The 17,753-nt window shown below is 66.3% G+C and carries 18 protein-coding genes; 9 read left to right on the top strand and 9 right to left on the bottom strand.

The genetic code is table 11. The features are described from left to right. Position 1 precedes the first annotated feature (1 nt). Positions 2 to 1,183 carry an acyl-CoA dehydrogenase family protein gene (locus AVL48_RS21160; protein ID WP_061989908.1) on the top strand — a complete coding sequence of 394 codons (1,182 nt, stop codon included), beginning with the start codon at positions 2 to 4 and terminating at the stop codon, positions 1,181 to 1,183. A gap of 134 nt (positions 1,184 to 1,317) precedes the next feature. Here AVL48_RS21160 and AVL48_RS21155 read toward each other — a convergent pair whose 3' ends face one another. Continuing rightward, positions 1,318 to 2,514, bottom strand: coding sequence for an LCP family protein (locus AVL48_RS21155; protein WP_061989906.1), 1,197 nt, complete (start codon positions 2,512 to 2,514; stop codon positions 1,318 to 1,320). 174 nt (positions 2,515 to 2,688) lie between these two features. Beyond that, a complete protein-coding gene (dprE2, locus tag AVL48_RS21150) occupies positions 2,689 to 3,432 on the bottom strand; it encodes a decaprenylphospho-beta-D-erythro-pentofuranosid-2-ulose 2-reductase (protein WP_061989956.1) in 744 nt (247 codons plus the stop codon). A 99-nt stretch (positions 3,433 to 3,531) separates the two neighbouring features. On the opposite strand from dprE2, the gene AVL48_RS21145 reads away from it, so the two are divergent. Beyond that, on the top strand, positions 3,532 to 4,158 hold the full coding sequence (locus AVL48_RS21145; protein WP_341865682.1) for a TetR/AcrR family transcriptional regulator: 627 nt from the start codon (positions 3,532 to 3,534) through the stop codon (positions 4,156 to 4,158). A gap of 88 nt (positions 4,159 to 4,246) precedes the next feature. Continuing rightward, entirely contained in the window at positions 4,247 to 5,770 is a 1,524-nt protein-coding gene (locus AVL48_RS21140) for an MDR family MFS transporter (RefSeq protein WP_143105066.1), read from the top strand. Between the two features lie 98 nt (positions 5,771 to 5,868). On the opposite strand, the gene AVL48_RS21135 is transcribed toward AVL48_RS21140, so the two are convergent. Next, entirely contained in the window at positions 5,869 to 6,120 is a 252-nt protein-coding gene (locus AVL48_RS21135) for a WhiB family transcriptional regulator (protein WP_061989900.1), read from the bottom strand. A gap of 187 nt (positions 6,121 to 6,307) precedes the next feature. Here AVL48_RS21135 and shbA point away from each other — a divergent pair, with 187 nt between their 5' ends. Next, on the top strand, positions 6,308 to 7,486 hold the full coding sequence (shbA, locus tag AVL48_RS40855) for an RNA polymerase sigma factor ShbA (protein WP_074038293.1): 1,179 nt from the start codon (positions 6,308 to 6,310) through the stop codon (positions 7,484 to 7,486). Between the two features lie 41 nt (positions 7,487 to 7,527). Here the strand turns inward: shbA and AVL48_RS21125 are convergent, their stop codons facing one another. Beyond that, the gene (locus AVL48_RS21125) at positions 7,528 to 8,112 is read right to left on the bottom strand and encodes a hypothetical protein (protein ID WP_061989898.1); all 585 of its coding nucleotides are present in this window, start codon (positions 8,110 to 8,112) and stop codon (positions 7,528 to 7,530) included. Between the two features lie 224 nt (positions 8,113 to 8,336). On the opposite strand from AVL48_RS21125, the gene AVL48_RS21120 reads away from it, so the two are divergent. Then, entirely contained in the window at positions 8,337 to 8,615 is a 279-nt protein-coding gene (locus tag AVL48_RS21120) for a DUF3892 domain-containing protein (RefSeq protein WP_061989896.1), read from the top strand. 28 nt (positions 8,616 to 8,643) lie between these two features. On the opposite strand, the gene AVL48_RS21115 is transcribed toward AVL48_RS21120, so the two are convergent. Further along, positions 8,644 to 9,201 carry a hypothetical protein gene (locus AVL48_RS21115; RefSeq protein ID WP_061989894.1) on the bottom strand — a complete coding sequence of 186 codons (558 nt, stop codon included), beginning with the start codon at positions 9,199 to 9,201 and terminating at the stop codon, positions 8,644 to 8,646. 641 nt (positions 9,202 to 9,842) lie between these two features. Between AVL48_RS21115 and AVL48_RS21110 the strand changes: the two genes are divergently transcribed. Then, positions 9,843 to 10,766: a YVTN family beta-propeller repeat protein gene (locus AVL48_RS21110; protein WP_061989892.1), complete on the top strand. Its 924-nt coding sequence runs from the start codon at positions 9,843 to 9,845 to the stop codon at positions 10,764 to 10,766. Positions 10,767 to 11,276: 510 nt separating this feature from the next. Next, entirely contained in the window at positions 11,277 to 11,810 is a 534-nt protein-coding gene (locus tag AVL48_RS21105) for a GNAT family N-acetyltransferase (protein WP_061989890.1), read from the top strand. Between the two features lie 249 nt (positions 11,811 to 12,059). On the opposite strand, the gene AVL48_RS21100 is transcribed toward AVL48_RS21105, so the two are convergent. Beyond that, the gene (locus tag AVL48_RS21100) at positions 12,060 to 12,662 is read right to left on the bottom strand and encodes a CGNR zinc finger domain-containing protein (protein ID WP_244896134.1); all 603 of its coding nucleotides are present in this window, start codon (positions 12,660 to 12,662) and stop codon (positions 12,060 to 12,062) included. Between the two features lie 25 nt (positions 12,663 to 12,687). Here AVL48_RS21100 and AVL48_RS21095 point away from each other — a divergent pair, with 25 nt between their 5' ends. Then, a complete protein-coding gene (locus AVL48_RS21095) occupies positions 12,688 to 13,896 on the top strand; it encodes an MFS transporter (RefSeq protein WP_063816609.1) in 1,209 nt (402 codons plus the stop codon). On the opposite strand, the gene AVL48_RS39085 is transcribed toward AVL48_RS21095, so the two are convergent. Next, the gene (locus tag AVL48_RS39085; RefSeq protein ID WP_143105064.1) at positions 13,872 to 14,177 is read right to left on the bottom strand and encodes a hypothetical protein; all 306 of its coding nucleotides are present in this window, start codon (positions 14,175 to 14,177) and stop codon (positions 13,872 to 13,874) included. The two genes, AVL48_RS21095 and AVL48_RS39085, sit on opposite strands and share 25 nt — an antisense overlap. Positions 14,178 to 14,676: 499 nt before the next feature. Here AVL48_RS39085 and AVL48_RS21085 point away from each other — a divergent pair, with 499 nt between their 5' ends. Continuing rightward, positions 14,677 to 15,228 (top strand): YciI family protein, encoded by a 552-nt coding sequence (locus tag AVL48_RS21085; protein WP_061989952.1) that lies wholly within the window; start codon positions 14,677 to 14,679, stop codon positions 15,226 to 15,228. Positions 15,229 to 16,080: 852 nt separating this feature from the next. Here AVL48_RS21085 and AVL48_RS39080 read toward each other — a convergent pair. Beyond that, positions 16,081 to 16,518: a hypothetical protein gene (locus tag AVL48_RS39080; RefSeq protein ID WP_143105063.1), complete on the bottom strand. Its 438-nt coding sequence runs from the start codon at positions 16,516 to 16,518 to the stop codon at positions 16,081 to 16,083. A 68-nt stretch (positions 16,519 to 16,586) separates the two neighbouring features. Next, positions 16,587 to 16,958: a hypothetical protein gene (locus tag AVL48_RS21080; RefSeq protein WP_061989886.1), complete on the bottom strand. Its 372-nt coding sequence runs from the start codon at positions 16,956 to 16,958 to the stop codon at positions 16,587 to 16,589. Positions 16,959 to 17,753: the final 795 nt, after the last annotated feature.

Below are 17,753 nucleotides of genomic sequence, written 5' to 3'. Positions count from 1 at the left end.
GATGGAAGACCAGCTGACCGCCGACTTCTACGACTACGAGGCGCTGCTGCCCGACGAGGAGCGCAAGCTGCTGCTCAGGGTGCGCGACTTCATGCGCACCGAGGTCAAGCCGCTCGTGAACGAGTACTGGGCCAAGGGCGAGTTCCCACACGAACTCGTCGGGAAGTTCCGTGAACTCGGCCTCGCCGGACTGCCCTACGAGGGCTACGGCGAGCACCTTCCGGCCACCAGCCACCTGCTCAGCGGCATGATGGCGATGGAGATGACCCGCACGGACCCTTCCGTGGCGACCTTCTTCGGTGTCCACAACGGACTCGCGATGTACAGCATCTACTCGGGCGGCGACCAGGAACAGCGTGACCGCTGGCTCCCCTCGATGGCGGCGATGGACAAGATCGGCGCGTTCGCGATGACCGAGCCGCTGGGCGGTTCCGACGTCGCGGGCGGCATGCGCACCACGGCCAAGCGCGACGGTGACACCTGGATCCTGAACGGCGCCAAGAAGTGGATCGGCAACGCGACCTTCGCCGACCTGGTGATCGTGTGGGCCCGCGATGTCGATGACAACCACGTCAAGGGTTTCGTGGTCGAGAAGGACTCCCCCGGGTTCGTGCCGGTCAAGATCGAGAACAAGTTCGCGTTCCGGATCGTGGAGAACGCGGAGATCACGCTGACCGACGTCCGTGTCCCGGAGGCCAACCGGCTGCAGGGCATCAACTCCTTCCGTGACGTCGCGGAGATTTTGCGGGCGACCCGCGGCGGCGTGGCGTGGCAGGCGCTGGGCGTGATGATCGGCGCGTACGAGCTGGCGCTGGACTACGCCAAGGAGCGTGAGCAGTTCGGCCGTCCGATCGCGCGTTTCCAGCTGGTGCAGGATCTGCTGGTGAAGAGCCTCGGCAACATCACCGCGTCGTGGGGCATGCTGACGCAGCTGGCCAGGCTGCAGGACGCCGGGATCTTCAAGGACGAGCACTCCTCGCTCGCCAAGGCGTTCGTGACCTCGCGGATGCGGGAGGTCGTCGCCTGGGGCCGCGAGATCTTCGGCGGCAACGGGATCGTGCTGGACAACGACATCATGCGGTTCTTCACCGACGCCGAGGCGATCTACTCGTTCGAAGGCACCCGGGAGATGAACACGCTGATCGTCGGCAAGGCCATCACCGGCCAGAGCGCTTTCGTGTGAGCGATCACGTCAGTCCGTGAAGGCCTCCTTCCCTACCCTCAAAGTAGGGAAGGAGGCCTTCACGGACTACCGGTACTTCTTGCCGATGGCCTCATCGAGGCGCCCGGTGCGCGTTTAGTCCTCTGAATGCGACGTCAGTCGACGCAGCCGGCCATCCCGGGCGGCGCGGAAGCCGTGGACGACGGCGGAGCGGCCGCGGACGAAGTCGCCGCCACCGGTTTGATCCCGATCCCGCTCGTCGGCTCCCCCACCGCGGCGACGGACGTCGACGTCAGCGTGGTCTGCACGAAGGCCTTCACTTCGGCCGGGTCGACCTTCACCGCGAGGCCGTCGGAAGGCGTCGGCAGCGCGAGGCTCTGGACCGGGATCGTCTGGAACTTCAGCGCCCCCGAACTCATCCCGCGCAACTGCTGCGCGAAGCTCACCACATCCCAGCCGCGGTCGAGCACGACCGAACCCTGGATCGCGCCGACCAGCGCGCTCAGCCGGGCCGGATCGGTGAACGTCCCGGCGTCCAGCACGGTCTTGGCCATACTGGAAAGGAACGCCTGTTGCCGGGCGATGCGGTCGAGATCGCTGGGCAGTCCGTGCCGCTGCCGCACGAAGGCGAGTGCCCGCGGCCCGGAAAGCAGCTGCTTCCCCGCCGGGAAGGCAGCCCCGGAGAACTTGTCCTGCACCGGTTCCTTGAGGCAGACCTCGACCCCGCCGACGGCCTCGCTCAGCGCGGAGAACCCGGCGAGGTTGACCGCGGCGTAGTGGTTGATGGACAGGCCGGTGAACTGTTCGATCGTCTGGATCGCGAGTTTGGCGGCCGCCTCGTTGGCCTTGACCTCGAGCTGCGGACCGGTCAGCCCTTGCGCGCGCAGGGTGTTCATCGCGGCGTTCTTGCCTCGGCTGTATGCCGAATTGATCTTGTGCTTGCCGAACCCGCCCGCGAGGTCCACATAGGAATCGCGCGGAATGGAGATGGCGGTCGCGGCGGCGCCGCCCGCCGGGATGTGGACCACGATCATGGTGTCGGTGGTGTCGCCGCCGTCGTCGCCGCTTCCGGCGTGCAACGCGTCGAGAACGTTCTGCGGCAGCGGGTTGCCGTTGGCGTCGGTGCGCGAGTCGATGCCGACGAGCAGGATGTTCTGCGCCACCTTCAGCGGTTCACCCGCCGGGCCGGCGGGGACCTGGGCCGACGGCGCGATCACGTCGGCCGTGACGATCGCTCCGTCCAAGCGGCTCAACTGAGCCCACGCGTATCCCGTGACCCCCAGTACGGCCGTCGACACCAGGCCCAATGCGACGCGGCCGCCGATCCGCCGTCCTCGCGACGTGAGCAGCACGACCTTCTCCCCGCTTCCGTGATGATCCCCCGGAATCGAGGATCACCGCGTTAGCTGGGAAATACCTGAGAAATGTGTCATGAACGGGTCTTAAAGCCCGTTCGGACCAGCGAAAGTGATCAAGCGAACAACCGGTCGCGACACCGCGTGCCGGAACGACCGCGCTGCGTTCCCCTAGCGGGGCATCCGGCGCCAGATCGCCCGTGGCATCACACGCATCACCGCAAACACCAGCCTCAGCAGTCCCGGCACCCACACCGTACCCCGGCGTTGCGAGAGCGCGGCGACGGCCGCGTCGGCGACCTGATCGGGAGTACTGGAGAACGGCGCGGGCGCCATGCCTTCGGTCATCCGGCCGATCACGAAGCCAGGCCGGACGAGCAGAAGGTGGACACCCGTGCCGTGCAGGGCGTCGGCCAGACCGCTCGCGAAACCGTCGAGGCCGGCCTTGGCCGAGCCATAGACGTAGTTCGCCCGCCGGACGCGCACCCCGGCGACCGACGAGAACACCACGAGGCTCCCGTTTCCTTGCTCACGAAGCACTTTGGCCACGTGCGTCAGAACACTCACATGAGCCACGTAGTCGGTGTGCACGATCGCGACGGCGTGCTCGGCATCCGCTTCGGCCCGCGCCTGATCGCCCAGGATCCCGAAAGCGGTGACGACGACGTCCAGCGGGCCGTGCTCCGCGACGACCTTCTCCAGGAACGGACCGTGCCCGGCGAGGTCGTCCGCGTCGAACTCGACCGTGGCGACCTTCTCCGCGCCCGCGGCCAGCAGCCGCTCCGACTCCGCGCCGAGGTCCGCGCTCCGCCGCGCGGCCAGCACGATCTCCCGCGCCCCGCCCTTGGCGAACCGCTCGGCGACCGCGAGGCCGATTTCGCTGCGTCCGCCCAGTACCAGCACCGTTCCGCTCACCCCCGCAGTCTGCCAGGCGGCCCGTGCCTCGCCGCCGGTGGTGCGCTTCACAGACTGCAATTTTGCAGTATCTGCATTTTCAGGCGTATCGTGGTGTTCGTGCCCGAAACCGTCAAAGGTCTCCGCGAGCGCAAGCGGCTGGAAACCCACCGCGCGCTGGCGACCACCGCCGTCCGGCTCGTCGCCGAACGTGGTCTGGACCAGGTGACGGTCGAGGACATCAGCGCGGCGGCGGGGGTTTCGTCGCGCACGTTCTTCAACTACTTCGCGTCCAAAGAGGACGCCGTGGTGATCGCCTACGCCGACCACGTGGAGCGGTCGCGGCGCACCATCGAGCGGTTTCTCGCCGCGCCGAAGGAAGTCCGCACCCCACGCGCCTTCATCGACGCGATCAAGGAGGACTTCGCCGTCGTGGAGGAGAATCGCGAAGAATGGCTCGGCCGGATGCGGGCGATCCAGGAAAATCCCTCGCTGCATTCGCGTGTGGTGGCGATGAACCACCAGACCATCGCTCCGACGATCGAGGCGATCGCACGCCGCACCGGCACCGATCCCGAGGCCGACCTCTATCCCACGTTGCTCTTGACCACGATCGGCGCCGCGGTCAACGCCACGCTGATCCTCTGGTACCAGCGCGACGGGAAGATGTCCGCGCTCGATCTGCTGGACGAAGCCGCCGAAACGCTTCTCGCCGGGCTCCCGGAGCCCGGCGGCCGCGCGCACTGACGCGCCCGGCGACACAGGAACACGAAGGGGGAGGACCATGTCCGTATCCACCACCGGACCAGGAGAACCGGATGCCGCGCCCGGTTCGATGAACCGGAAACAGGTGCTCGAAGCGATGTCGGGACTGATGATGGGCATTTTCGTCGCCCTCTTCGCCTCGACGGTGGTCGCGAACGCGTTGCCGCGGATCGTTTCCGAACTCGGCGGCTCGCAGTCCTCCTACACCTGGGTGGTCACCACCGAACTGCTCGCGATGACCGCGACGGTGCCGCTCTGGGGCAAACTTTCCGACCTGTACAACAAGAAACTGCTCATCCAGCTGTCGCTCGGGCTGTTCGTGGTCGGGTCGCTGGTCGCCGGTTTCGCGGGCAACATCGAACTCCTCATCGGCAGCCGGGTCGCGCAGGGCATCGGCGCGGGCGGGCTCACCGCGCTCGCGCAGGTGATCATGGCGGCCATTGTTTCGCCGCGTGAGCTCGGGAAGTACTCGGGGATCTTCGGCGCCGTGTTCGCCGTCGGGACCATCGGGGGACCGCTGATCGGCGGTGTCATGGTGGACATCTCTTGGCTCGGCTGGCGCTGGTGCTTCTTCCTCGGCGTCCCGTTCGCGATCGCGGCGATCCTGCTGCTGCAGCGCACGCTGAATCTGCCGACGATCAGGCGCGAGGTGAAGGTCGATTATCTCGGCGCGTTCCTCATCATGACCGGTGTCTCGACGCTGCTGATCTGGTCGTCGCTGGCGGGGCACCAGTTCGCCTGGGGCTCGTGGTGGACCGTCGGCCTGGTGACCGCCGGTGTGGTCATCCTCGCCCTCGCCGTCTACGTCGAATCGCGGGTGGCCGAGCCGATCCTGCCGCTGAGCCTGTTCCGCAACCACACGGTCACCCTGACCACCCTCGCGAGCTTCCTGGTCGGTGTCGCGCTGTTCGGCGGGACGGTGTTCCTGTCGCAGTACTTCCAGCTATCGCTCGGCAAGTCGCCGACGGTGGCCGGACTGCTCAGCCTGCCGATGATCTTCGGGCTCCTCGTCTCCTCGACGGTCTCGGGACAGGTGATCAGCCGGACCGGCAGGTGGAAGAGCCACCTGCTGCTCGGCTCGGCACTGATGACCGCGGGTCTGGCCCTGCTGGGGATGATCGACGCGCACACGAACCTCGTCGTGCTCAGCGCGTTCATGATGGTGCTCGGGGTCGGCGTCGGCATGCTGATGCAGAACCTGGTGCTGGTGGCGCAGAACGACGTCGACGCGCACGACCTCGGCACGGCGACGTCCACCCTGTCGTTCTTCCGCAGTCTCGGTGGTTCGATCGGCGTGAGCGCGCTGGGCGCGGTGCTCGCGAACCGGGTGACGGCGCTGATCACCGAGGGTATCGGCCCGCTGCCTGGTGGTGGGGACGGCGGCACGGTGCCGAACGTCGCCACGCTGCCCGAACCGATCGCGACGGTGGTCCGTACGGCGTACGGGGAAGCGACCAGCGAGTTGTTCCTGATCAGCGCGCCGATCGCGCTGCTGGTGATCGTCGCGGTCGCCTTCCTCAGGCGCAAGCCGTTGAAGACCCAGTCGGGCAACGAACGGCTGACCGAAGAGACCGCCGCCGACGCCGTCGCCTGACCTCCCCGCACGAAGAGGTCCCCGGTTCACCGAACCGGGGACCTCTTTTTCCCGCGCGCGAAAACCCACGAGAAAATCCGGTTGCGTTTTCGGTGGATTCAGGCGGCGCTGCGCACATGAATCGGGCGACGTCGTTCGCTGTCGGTCAGTCCGCCGAAAACGCCATGGTCCAGTCCGTTGTCCAAGGCGTACGCCAGGCAGGCCGAAGTCACCGGGCACCGCGCGCAGACCGCCTTGGCCCTGGCCACCTGCCGGGCACCCGGACCGATTTCGGTGACCGGAAAGAACAGTTCGGGATCCTCACTGCGGCAAGCTGCCTTCCGCAGCTCGCCGGCCATCCTCGTTTCCATTTCCTATCACCTCCTTTTCTTCGATTTTCCCTTCCTCGTCAAACGACTTCCGCTCGAACCCGGGTATCCACTGCGGTGCACGACGTAAACTTCACCTTTACCGAATCGTTACACTCAGCGGCCCCCTCACTGCACCTGTCCTACGAGGGCATTCGCGTCCGGCGGCTGAGAGCGGTGAGTGCGGGTGATGGGCCACGACGAGTTCGACGAGTTCTTCCACGCCGAATTTCCGCTGCTCATCGGCTTCCTGTGCAAGGCGGGGTTCGCGCTCGATCCGGCGCGGGACGCGGCGGCGGAAGCGATGCTCAACGCCTACGAGGACTGGCGGACCATCACCCACCCGCACTCCTGGATCCGGCGCGTCGGATATCGGCGGGCGAAAGAGCAGACCGCGGCCCGGACGGACTGGGCCTGCCCGGACGCGGGCAGGGAAGACAAGCTCACCGCCCTCGCCGACGAGGCGTCGGCCGTCCTGACCATGCTGGGGCGGCTCCCGAAACGCCAGCAGCTCGGTATGGCGTGGGCACTGGACGGTTTCACGGCGCGGGAGATCGCCGGGATACTCGGCATCGCGGAGGAGTCCGTCAGCACGACGCTGCGCCACGCGCGCGGCCGTCTGGAGGAGCACGACCCCGGGTTCGTGTCCCGGCTGGACAACGCCAACACGGCCTTCGTCGACGCGCTGAGGATGGGGCTCGACGTCGACGACACGCTGTCCCGGATCAAGAACCGCGCGATGATCCGGGAACTCGCCTTGGTGGAGCCGGGCTCCCCGGCGGCGGCGGAACCGGAACAGGTGGCCCCCGCCCGCTGGTACGCCCTCGACGCCCCCGTCGCGGCCGCCGGCCGAGGTGATCAGCGGGCGCTGGAGACGCTCCTGAGCACCGTCCGGCCGCTCGTGATCCGGTACTGCCGGGCGCGGATCGGCAGACAGGAACGGACCTACGCCTCGGCGGACGACGTCGCGCAGGAGGTCTGTGTGGCGATCCTCCGGGCGCTGCCGACCTATCGCGAACAGGGGCGGCCGTTCCTCGCGTTCGTTTACGGCATCGCCCAGCACAAGGTCGCCGACGCCCGCCGCGCCGCCGCCCGCAACCGCTCCGACCCCGTCGCCGAAGTCCCCGACGGCGTCGCGGAGTCCGCCGGTCCGGAACAGCACGCGCTGCACAACGAACTGAGTGACCGGATGGGTGAGTTGCTGCGGATCCTGCCGGACAGGCAGCGGGAGATCGTCGTCCTGCGCATCGTCGTCGGCTTGTCCGCGGAGGAGACCGCCGCGGTGGTCGGTTCGACGGCGGGCGCGGTGCGAGTGGCTCAGCACCGCGCTTTGACGCGGCTCCGCAAGATCCTCACGGAAGTGTCGTGAGTGGTAATGACGGTGTCAGAACCGTCATTACCACTCACGAGTCAGGGGCGGCAGCGTTCGGCCGTCGCCGCGGCCGTCTTCAACTCCGAGGCCCCCAGGATGGCCGCGACCGGATCGAGTGCGCCGTGCGTGTCCTTCTGCGCGGCTATGAGCCCCTCGACCGCGCGGCCTTGCGCCGCGGTGTCGTTCTTACCCGACGCGTCCAGGTCCGCCTTCGCTTTTACGGTCTTGTCGCGGGCCGCGGTGTACTTCGCGAGGAAGTCCTGCTTCGCCGTCTCGCCGGCCGGAACCGGCGCGGCGGGAAGAGCGCTGAGGCCGTCGACCGTCTTGGCCAGAATGGTCGCGTAATGCCCGAGCTGAGCGCTCGTGCTCTTCTTGATGGCCTCGATGGTTTCCCCGCCCCCCGACGGCATCTTGTTGTTGCCGTCGACGAAATCCTTGACCGCACCGCAGAATCCGTTCATCCAGGTCACCGCCGCGGCCGAATCCGCGACAGCCGACGAAGACGTCACCGGCGCGGGTGCCGGAGCGGCCTGCGGTGCCGGGTCCGGCGCGCAAGCGGCCAGGATCATCACGATTCCCGCCGCACCCAGGAGCCCGGCCGAGGTCTTGTGGGCAGCGCACATGTCTGTTTCCCCTTTCCACCGGTCGGTGTTCCCTACCGGCGGAGAGGACCTTGACACGCCGGAACCGGCGCGGTCTGCGTCATCTGACGCAGAACGGACGCCCGTACTCGAACTCGTAACGTTCGAACCACCGGCGCCCGGATGGCGTAACGAGGCGCGGACGGGCGGCGAGTACAGCATTACCCCTGTTCACTGCGAGGGCACCCAGCCGAAGAGGTAGCGCCATGGCCATCAAGATCATCGCATCGCGGCTCGAAGGTGGGAGATTCCACGAGAACATCACGAAGCTGCGCTGGGTCAACCCAGGCAACGGCGAAACCGGCGAGAGCCTGGTCTCGGCGATCGTGGCGTGGATCGAGGACGAGGACGGGAAAGCCTACGTCGACGAGGGGATCCACCGGGTGGGCGTGGAGATCATCAAGCCGACCTTCGGCCCCAAGTTCCTCCGCACGCGGGCGGACGGGATCTGGAAGAACAATCTGCTCGAACTCGAACGCTTCTGAGTCGGGTCTACTTCGGCGTTGACCCTCGCTAGGCCCCAGCGGCGAGGTCACGTGCTGGGGACGCCTGGCCGCTCTCGCTCGCGAGTAGCTCGGTGACGCCAAGCCCGGCGACTATGGTCACGCTTTTCTCCTTGGCCAGGAAGCGCAAGCCCATGAAATTGTCGCCAGCCGTGAATCCCGGCAGCGCCCACACCCGCTCGTAGGGGATCGTGACCGGGCGGAAGGCGCGGAAGGTGTAGACATTGCGCCACAAACAGCGGGCCGGATCCGGGGTCCACAGTCGACGGGCGAGCTCGTCGTTGCGCAGGAAGCAACCGACCGTCCCGATCCCGCGCACCTGCTTCTGCCCGGTGAGAAGTACGAAATCCCCTGTCTCGAGCGTGTCCATTTTCTTGTCGTGCTGTGCGGTCGCGCCCCAGAAGCGGGCTTGCCCGTCCGGGTGCTCGGCGTCCAGTTCGGTACGTTCCGCAGGGCTCAGCACCTCGGCATACCACTGTCGCCGGAAGGGCACCGGCCGCTCCAGCGTCTGCGCCCAATGCCGCCGCGCCTCTTTCGTGCGATACGACGGCTGAATTATCACCCGCATGGTTTACGGTTGCCCGCCTGGTGCCCGCCGAAACCTGGGTGGGACGTGGGGTTGCCGACGCGACAGAACCGAATCAGCCGACACGCGAGTCGAACTCGGGAAGGTCCACTGTAGACATCCACGAGCCCGCTACCCGCGAGCGCGGAAACAGCCGTGCTGACAGTCCGTGACGACACGGCCCTGATGTCAAGCCACCAACGTGTTCCCCCGTCGCGCCCGCTTCGACTGGCCGACCTCGCAGAAGGCGTCGAATCCCGGTCTGGACGAACGATCAGTGCTCGGCTCATGCGGACTTGCGAATAGATGAGACGTTGTCAGGAGTAACAGAACGTCCAAGTAGTCACGCACAGGTAATGCCGCCATCACTCAACGTGTGGGACCTGCGTCTTTCACGCAGCGACATCGCCCCCTAGGCCGTTAGGGTGACAACGCAGCGACACTTGTGAACGCTCACCAGCGTCCCTGGTGCCGGGTGCAGTGGCCACCGCCTCGCACTACCAGGCTGCCTGACTGAACTTTTCGCCGTTCGCGCGCATGTCCCGTCATCGAGGAGCCTTTTCATGCCTGCTCTCCGGAGAAGGCGTACGCCCAACTTTGGGCGGGTCTTCACTTCACGCATCCGAACCGTAGCCACGGTACTGGTGGTCACCATCGCCCTGACAGCTCAACTGCCGGCCGCCGCCTACCCGCCCCAGGTTCTGGTGTTCGTCGCCAACACCGGATCCGACAACGTCACCGTGTACGACACCCGGCTGGGCGAGGTGATCGCGACCGTCGGCGTCGGTGACGGCCCGGTGGGGGTCGGCGCCACGCCGGACGGCGACCGTGTCTACGTCACCAACGAGCAGTCGGATTCCGTGTCCGTTCTGGACACTCGCACTCAGCTCGTCATCGCCACCACCCCCGTAGGGGACAAACCATTCGGCGTGGCGGCCACGGACACCTACGCCTACGTCGCGAACTTCGGTTCCGACTCGGTCACGGTGCTGGACATCACCACCCAGAAACCGGTCGGCGAAATCCCGGTCGGCCGATTCCCGCATACACCGATCGTCAGCCCGGACGGCAGCCGCGTTTATGTCACGAACAACGGCGCGGGCAGCGTGACGGTGATCGACACAAGGATCAACAAGCCCATCGGCACGATCCCGGTCGGCCGTTTTCCGGCGGGCATCGCCGCCGGACCGCGCGGGGACCGGCTGTTCGTCGCGAACACCGGTGACGACACGGTCACCGTCGTCGGGACCACCACCGGCCGCCCCATCGGCACGATCCCCGTCGGCGACGCGCCCATGGGCCTGTCGGTGACGCCACGCGAGGTCGTCTACGTGGCGAACGCCGGTGCCGACACCATCTCGGTCATCAACTTCCCCAGCGCGAGTAACACCACCACAGCAGCGGTGAACCGAAGGCCGGAGGGAGCCGCCGCCGCCCCCGACAACAGCTTCGTCTACATCACCAATACCGCCTCGAACACGATGTCGGTCATAGACACCGCCACTTCGAAGCCGGTTCTCACCGTACCGGTCGGGCAACAGCCAGAGGGGGTGACCGTCACCGGCTGAACCGCCTCCGCGGCCAGTGCCGGGTTCGACGCCGACCCGCACTCGCGGGTGAGAACTGCTGCGAGCGCGGGCCCAGACGTCCCGTCTGGTCCACCGTCGTCCAGCTCGCCACCCCTCTGACGTCAACCCACGGCCTCAGCACAAGGGATGTTCCTTTCCGGAACACGGCAGACGCTGGCTCGAACGGCCTGCTCGCCGACCCGGTATCAGTCAGCGAGACGGCCCGATATCCGATCCGGAATACCACCTATCCGGACCTGGTGCTTGGCCAACGACATCAAGGTGGTTGTCCTGTCCGCTCGCACTTTGGGGCAGAACGATCCGCTGAGCTGTGGGTCGCAAAGATCCGGACGCGAACGGACGAAGTTGCCCGGACCTGGTTGGCGGAATCGGTGACAGCGGGATCGAGCGTGTCCGGCTCGCGGTGCGCTCGTGGCCGCCGACGGACTCGAAGTCGATGTCGTCCGGCGTGCGGGAATCAGTCAGGTTGTGTCGGTATCTTCAGTCACCATGAGGTACTTCGGCTCCGATGTCGTGACCGTCGCGGACAAGCTCGTCGACGCCTACGTCGACGTCTTCACCACTCCGCCGTGGGAACACCAGGACCCGGCCGAAACCCGGTCGGCGTTTCGGGAGCGGCTGAAGGCAGATGCCCAGCGTCCCGGCTTCCGTGCCATCCTGGCGTTTTCCGACACCGGCGAGGTAGACGGCTTCGTTACCGGATGGACCACCTCGGCTCCATTTCGGACCGATCGCGCCTACTCCAAGGTCACCGAGCGGCTCGGCCTCGACCGGGTCGGTGAACTGCTGGTCGGAGCGTTCGAGATCGACGAACTCGGGGTGCGTCCCCGCGCCCGCGGGACCGGACTCGGACGGCGACTGCTGTCGGATCTCACCGCCACCGCACCCGGCGCTCGCGCCTGGCTGCTGACCTGGCATCAAGCCCACGACACGCTCGCCTTCTACCGCCGGATCGGATGGCGTGAACCCGAGCCCCGGCCGGGCAAGGAAACCGACATCGTCGTGTTCCTGTCGCCGGACTGACCCGGAGCCCAGCAGCCGTCCGCCACTCGCGGGACGCGTCGGCACGGGCCTGGCGCCAGCCCGGCAGGATTGCCGAAGATCAGGCTCCGTTTCGGTGGCGGCAGCAGGGGCCACCCAGACGAGCTGATGCGCGTCAACCTCACCGACTGGGGCGCGCTGACTGCGGCAGCGATCCGCACCGCGGATCCCGGCGGCTCGGCTAGCGGTCGGTACTGCATGTACCCGCGAAAAAGGCCGGCAGGTGAAGAGTCATTCCGCGCGGAGATGGTCCCCGGTTCGGCGGGCCCGGTCGCTATTCCGGCGTCGGTAGTCAGCTGATTTCGCTTTGGTTCCGCAGCTGCTCATTCCGCACCAGCGGCGGCGGCCGGAGCGGGAGGAGTCCAGGAAGAGCCGGCTGCAGTCGGGGTGGTCGCACTCTCGGATCCGGCCCGTTTTCCTGTTTGCCAACAGGGTGATGGCGTCGCGGGCGAGAGTGGAAAGGGCCTGCTGAAGATCGCCTCGGAACTCGACGGTGTCACCCGTCCACTGGGGTATCAGCGGAGGAGACGCCGCCGCGGCGTTGAGAGCGGCGCGGTCCCCGGCCCGGCCGGTCCCCCGGCAAAGACGATTGACGACTTCGCGCAGGGCGATGGTTCGACGGAGCCCTTCGGTGTCGACGGCGATTCCGGCGCCGAGACCGGCCTGCTCCAACCAGCGGGTGACGTCGGCGGGAGCGGCCAGCAGCTCTCGCGGGCTGTTCTGGTGTCGGACCTGCAGGGTTGTCGTCAGATCCAGGCACGGGCTGCCGCTGAGGAAGGTGAACACGTCACCATATTGACCGGTGACTTGGCCATGTGCCAGTGTTGCCGTCACCTGTTAATGGGGTGACGGAGGCGGAATGTCCGGGTTGGCCAGGTATCTCACGGCCGCGGTGCTGGTTCGCGGTGCCGACAGCGGCGCCACGGTCGGCCTCGTCCTGCTCGCGGCGCACCAGCGTCTGCCTGCGGTCATGGGCGGACTGCTCATCGCCGCGCTCAACGCGCCGCACCTGCTGGGTCCCTGGCTGGCGGCGCGGTTGGACAAGGCGATACAGCGGCCCCGCCTACTCGCGGGGGCTTATCTGCTCTACGGAATCGCCTTGTCGGGTGGCGCGCTGGCGATCACCCGGTTGCCCGCGATCGTGGCGCTTCTCGCGGTCGGGGTGGCGGGCTGCTGCGGGCCGTTGCTGACCGGCGGGCTGAGTAGCGTGTTGGACGATCTGGGCGCGAGTAGACGCAACCAAGGCTGGGATGCGCTCTCCTACGGAATCGGCGGAACGGCGGGCCCCGCCGCGGTCGCGGGGCTCGCCGGCCTGACCGGCCCGCTCCCCGCCGTTCTGGGCCTGGCCGCGGCGACTCTCGTCGCGTCCGCGCTGATCTTGACGTTGCCTCTCGGTGACACACCAGCGCATCGGGACCCGGTGGGGCTGAGGGCGGGATTGAAGAGTTTGGTGGCTGTGCCGCCACTGCGGCGGGTGACGGTGCTGACGCTGCTGTCCGCGGTCCAGTTGGGAGCTTTGCCGGTCGTGGCCGTGGCACTGGGGCATGAGCTGTACGACAGCGCCACCGCGGGCGCGGCGCTGACCGTCGCCTACGGGGCGGGCGGTCTTGCGGGCTCGGCCTTGGTGACCGCGTGGCCGTTGCGGGGTGAACCAGAGATCCTGGCGGTGCGGCTGTTCGCCTCCCTGGCCGTGGTCACCGTGTTGTGTGCCCTCACCACGAGCTATCCGACGGCTATTACCGGCTTCGCCGTGCTTGGACTGGTGAACGCGACATCGTTCACCGCCACCCTCACCGCTCGCACCCGCTACGCGCCACCGGGCGCCCGGGCACAAGTATTCGTCACCAGCGCCGGCTTGAAGGTCGCGATGGCCGCTCTGGGCGCGGCTCTCGCCGGCGCCGCGGCTGAACTCGGGGGCCGCGCACTTCTCATCTGCACGGCCGCGATCACGCTGACGGCGGTCGCCACCACGGTGCTGGATCGGCGGCTCACCGCCCGGAAGCATCGACGGCGCGAACAGGCCCACGTCGTGGCGGAGCCCCGTCAGGAGCGCACGTCCGGGGTATGAGCTGTCCAGAGATCGCCGAGCGACGCGCCCGACTGGGAAGAACCCATGATATGGCCCCAACAGGGACGCTCAGGCGCTTTCGAGACCAAGATGGCCGCCGCCGCGGTGGCTCGGGCCGCGTTCTGTGTGGGGAGGAAGAGGTTCAGCAGCAGGACCGCCGCCAGGGGGATGGTCCAGACCAGCATGTCCGGGACCGCGTTAGCGGTGGTCGCGGGCGTCACGGGATTGCCCGCCAGTTCGCGGCTGAGGATGTTGCCGTAAACCGCTACCCCGAGCGACATGCCAAGGCCGCGAATCGACAGCGGCCCCGAGGTCGGCTTCGGTCACGGCGTTCTGCGCGACGGTCACAGAAGCTGCATGATCATGCCGACACCGATTCCGAGCACGACGAGGTCGAGCGCGACCACGAAGGATGTCGAACTCGCGTCCAGCAGGCTAACCCGACAGTGATCACGATCGAGCCGCCGACCAGGAACGGCCGGTATTTCCAGCCCCCACTATCGGCACGAGCGGACGCTGCTGATTCATTGGTGCGACCGCGTCTTCGAATGACGGCGGTTGCTGCGCTCGACGAGCGCCATGAGGATGGGAACCTACAGCGCCAGTGCAGGGTCTTATCGCCGCTGACATGTTGATCTCCCTGCGCTCGGCGGTTCTGGCTGTTGTCTCACAGGGCGTCACCAAGATCGGTCTCAGGCTCGTGGCAGTCCCGAGGCCGCCAGGCGTCGGCAACCACGTCGACATCACCATGGCGATCCGTTGGCGGGGCAGACTTGGGGCATGGAGTTCTTCTGTTACCACCGCGACCGGACCGGCTCCGCTGCGCGGCGCGACGAGCTGCGGGAAGAGCATTGGTCCTACATGGACCGGTATGCACAGGAGATGATCGCCCGTGGCCCGACCCTCGCCGCCGATGGAGACACGCCAACCGGCAGCGTGCACATCGTCGACCTGGCCGATCCCGTTGCCGCCCGCGCGTTCGCCTTCGACGAGCCGAACTATCAGGCTGGGGTGTACCGGGACGTGCTGCTGCGCCGGTGGCGCAACATGCTGGGGCGCACAATGTGGGACTTCCCCGGCGGCCCGGTCAGTGGCAACCGGTACCTGGTGCTCGGCCTCGGCACGGGGCAGGCGGCCGACCTCTCAGCACCACCCGACGAGGATGAACTGGTCGCGTATGGGCCGTTGTTGTCCGACGACGGCGTCACCTGGCTGGGCACGGCGGCGCTGGTTCGGGCACCGGACCCGGCAACGGCACGTTCCATCCTGACTACGGATCGGTACGCCGACATCGAGGTACACAGCTGGTACTTCGGCGGCCGGGCATCATGACCGACGCGCGCATGTAGCTGATCAACGAGGCAGGCCCAATGAGCGATGTCGCTCGGCTCCCTGTCTCGATCTCGCTTCACCAATGCATCCGAGACGAAGTTGCCGGGAGAAAATGAAGTCAGCGCTGAGACCAGCTTCGCCGACTTCCGCAATATCCCAGTATGACCTCGATCTACACCGATGTGTCGGACGAGTACCGGAACCGGTTGATGCAACAGGACTTGGCGCCTTCGGGCCGTTCATGTGGAGAGCGCCGTGACCAAGAAAATCACCTTCAGTGGCATCTGCGTATGCGGATGGCCGAGCGTGGGGTGTTCCAGACCTCGGATCTGGTCAAGCCCTTGGCAGAACGCGGGATTGTGCTGTCTCGCGAGCAGATCTACCGCTCGCCACGACGCCGCCACTGCGGCTGTCGATGGATGTGTTCGCCGCGCTGTGCGACATCTTCGCCTGCACACCGAAGGGCCTGATCGAGATCAAGGCCGCGGCGCGGGCGATCGCCGAGAGCTGATCTCCTCACCGTTGCTGAAGACCGCGTTGATAGCCTTGATAACCCGTTGGCTGTACACCAAGGGTTCGACGAACACGACCTGTCGACTGTGGCCGCTCGCGCAAAGGACCGAACGGAGCGGGACCAGCTTGGGCACGCGGAAGACCGCGCTACAAGATCGATCCCGTCGGCGACAATCTCACCGGCTTCAGCGTGCCGGTAACGTTCGACCTCAGCCGTCGACTGCGCGGACTGCGGCCGGATCGCGTTCAAGCTGTAACAGGGCTATTCTCAGGAGCGCGAGGCATCTCGAAGAAGGTGTGCTCGTCAGCGCTGACGGCCAAGTGGCCAGCGTCAATAGGTCATTCCCAGTACTCAAAGAAGAATTGCCCATTGACTGCCTTGTAGCAGTATTTTCCGTCCGGTTGCACCCAGGTTCCAAGTTGCTCGTGAATCGTTTTCCAGTGAACGCACTCTGCCATCTCATGATGGTATGTAGATTCTTTCCAATCATCGACAGTCGTAAGCCCGCCGGGAGACCTGTCGCCCAAGACAGATGGCGTCGCGAATCCCGACATAGGAGTGGCAGTCGCGGTGGCGCTTGCACCGAATGACGCCATCGCGATCATAAGGACGGTTATGCCGAAGTAGATTTTCCTGTGATTTGTCACTGCTTCTCCAAGCAAGTTATTCCAGTGAGAAAATGCAGTTACGATGCGGTCGTGCTCGCGAAGATTGCTCGATGTCGCACGAGATCGGCGGATAATCGCCGCGTATCGCAACCTGGCACGGTCGGTCACCTGGTCCCGGTCTGATCATGACTGCGGATTCATGCGTTCTGGCGAGATCTCGACGTCAGTCTGGGACCTCAGGGGACGAAGACGCACGGGAAGCCCATGTCGACGTAGTGCCCGGAGCCGACTGGCGCCCATCCGTGGGCACACAACCAGCCGGTACCGAGGCCATCACCCTGGATGACGGGATTGTTCTCGTCGCCGGTTTGCTTAAAGGTGATTCCCGGCCCCCACAAGTCGACGTGGCCGAAGTACCCGGCTCCGCGGGCGAAGGCCGCGTAACTGTTACGCGTACCGACAAAACTGATACAGGTCGTCAGACCGCTTCCCGGTCCGGTACACCTGAAGTCGTCGAATACGGTTTGCCTGGCCGCGTGTGCCGGGGCAGCGAGCGCCGATGCCATCAGAATCATGGAGAGTGCGGCCGTCGTGGTGCGTAGTTTCATGCTGTCTCCTGTTATTCGGAAATTAGGGCACCCAGACGCAGGGCATTCCCATGTCGAGGTAGCTGCCGTTGGACAGGTGCGCCCATCCGTGAGCGCACAGCCAGCCGGAACCAAGCGCCCCTTCCTGATCCGTGTAGGGATCGGAACTGGTCGGACTATTACGGAACGAGACCCCCGGACCCCATAGATCTACATGGCCGAAGTAGTCGGTTCCGACAGCTATGGCCCGGTAGCCCCTGGTGCTGTCACCGCTGAAGGCCACGCAGGTCCGCGGGCTCGCGGATCCGTTGGGGCTGCATGAATAGCCAGAGCCCAGGGTCGACGCCGCTGCGGGTGTGCTGAGCATCAGGACAGAGACGAGCGCAGCGGCCGCCAGCGCCGCGACGGTTGTGGCTTTGCGTGGTTTCATTTGTCCTCCAGATGGTGGCCGTGGCCCGTAGCAGAGGCGATCCCTTATGGGTGTGACTGTGTAAGCGCTCGTCGCAGCGTCACTGGACGCTCAACAGAACGCAGCAGAGGCTGCCTACCCCAGTTGCCACAGCGGTGTGGTGATCGCGGGTGGCTGAGATGGACCTCGCGGCTGGTCGTTGGAACACTAATCGATGCTCCGCGTACTGGTCTTGGAAAAATGTAAGATGGACATAGATCTGCAGAACGCTGCAGACGTACGGGTGGATGGCAAGTTTCCTAGCCTGGACCATGGCCAACACCCAGCAGGAGTCTTCCGGCCAACCTCGGTCCGCCCGCCGCGCGGCCGTGTCATGACAACCGTGTAAGCCACGGATGGACCAAGAT

This window comes from Amycolatopsis regifaucium, from assembly GCF_001613935.1.
GTDB lineage: Bacteria > Actinomycetota > Actinomycetes > Mycobacteriales > Pseudonocardiaceae > Amycolatopsis > Amycolatopsis regifaucium.
Note: the sequence above shows the minus strand (reverse complement) of the source record. Positions and strands in the feature narration are given on the sequence as shown.

Bases quoted from the DNA above. Each gene is read 5' to 3' on its own strand.
- AVL48_RS21160 (WP_061989908.1), top strand. From the start codon at position 2: ATGGAAGACCAGCTGACCGCCGACTTCTACGACTACGAGGCGCTGCTG.
- AVL48_RS21140 (WP_143105066.1), top strand. From the start codon at position 4,247: ATGAACCGGAAACAGGTGCTCGAAGCGATGTCGGGACTGATGATGGGC.
- AVL48_RS21135 (WP_061989900.1), bottom strand. From the start codon at position 6,120: ATGGAAACGAGGATGGCCGGCGAGCTGCGGAAGGCAGCTTGCCGCAGT.
- shbA (WP_074038293.1), top strand. From the start codon at position 6,308: ATGGGCCACGACGAGTTCGACGAGTTCTTCCACGCCGAATTTCCGCTG.
- AVL48_RS21125 (WP_061989898.1), bottom strand. From the start codon at position 8,112: ATGTGCGCTGCCCACAAGACCTCGGCCGGGCTCCTGGGTGCGGCGGGA.
- AVL48_RS21120 (WP_061989896.1), top strand. From the start codon at position 8,337: ATGGCCATCAAGATCATCGCATCGCGGCTCGAAGGTGGGAGATTCCAC.
- AVL48_RS21115 (WP_061989894.1), bottom strand. From the start codon at position 9,201: ATGCGGGTGATAATTCAGCCGTCGTATCGCACGAAAGAGGCGCGGCGG.
- AVL48_RS21105 (WP_061989890.1), top strand. From the start codon at position 11,277: ATGAGGTACTTCGGCTCCGATGTCGTGACCGTCGCGGACAAGCTCGTC.
- AVL48_RS21095 (WP_063816609.1), top strand. From the start codon at position 12,688: ATGTCCGGGTTGGCCAGGTATCTCACGGCCGCGGTGCTGGTTCGCGGT.
- AVL48_RS39085 (WP_143105064.1), bottom strand. From the start codon at position 14,177: ATGTCGCTCGGGGTAGCGGTTTACGGCAACATCCTCAGCCGCGAACTG.
- AVL48_RS21085 (WP_061989952.1), top strand. From the start codon at position 14,677: ATGGAGTTCTTCTGTTACCACCGCGACCGGACCGGCTCCGCTGCGCGG.
- AVL48_RS21080 (WP_061989886.1), bottom strand. From the start codon at position 16,958: ATGAAACTACGCACCACGACGGCCGCACTCTCCATGATTCTGATGGCA.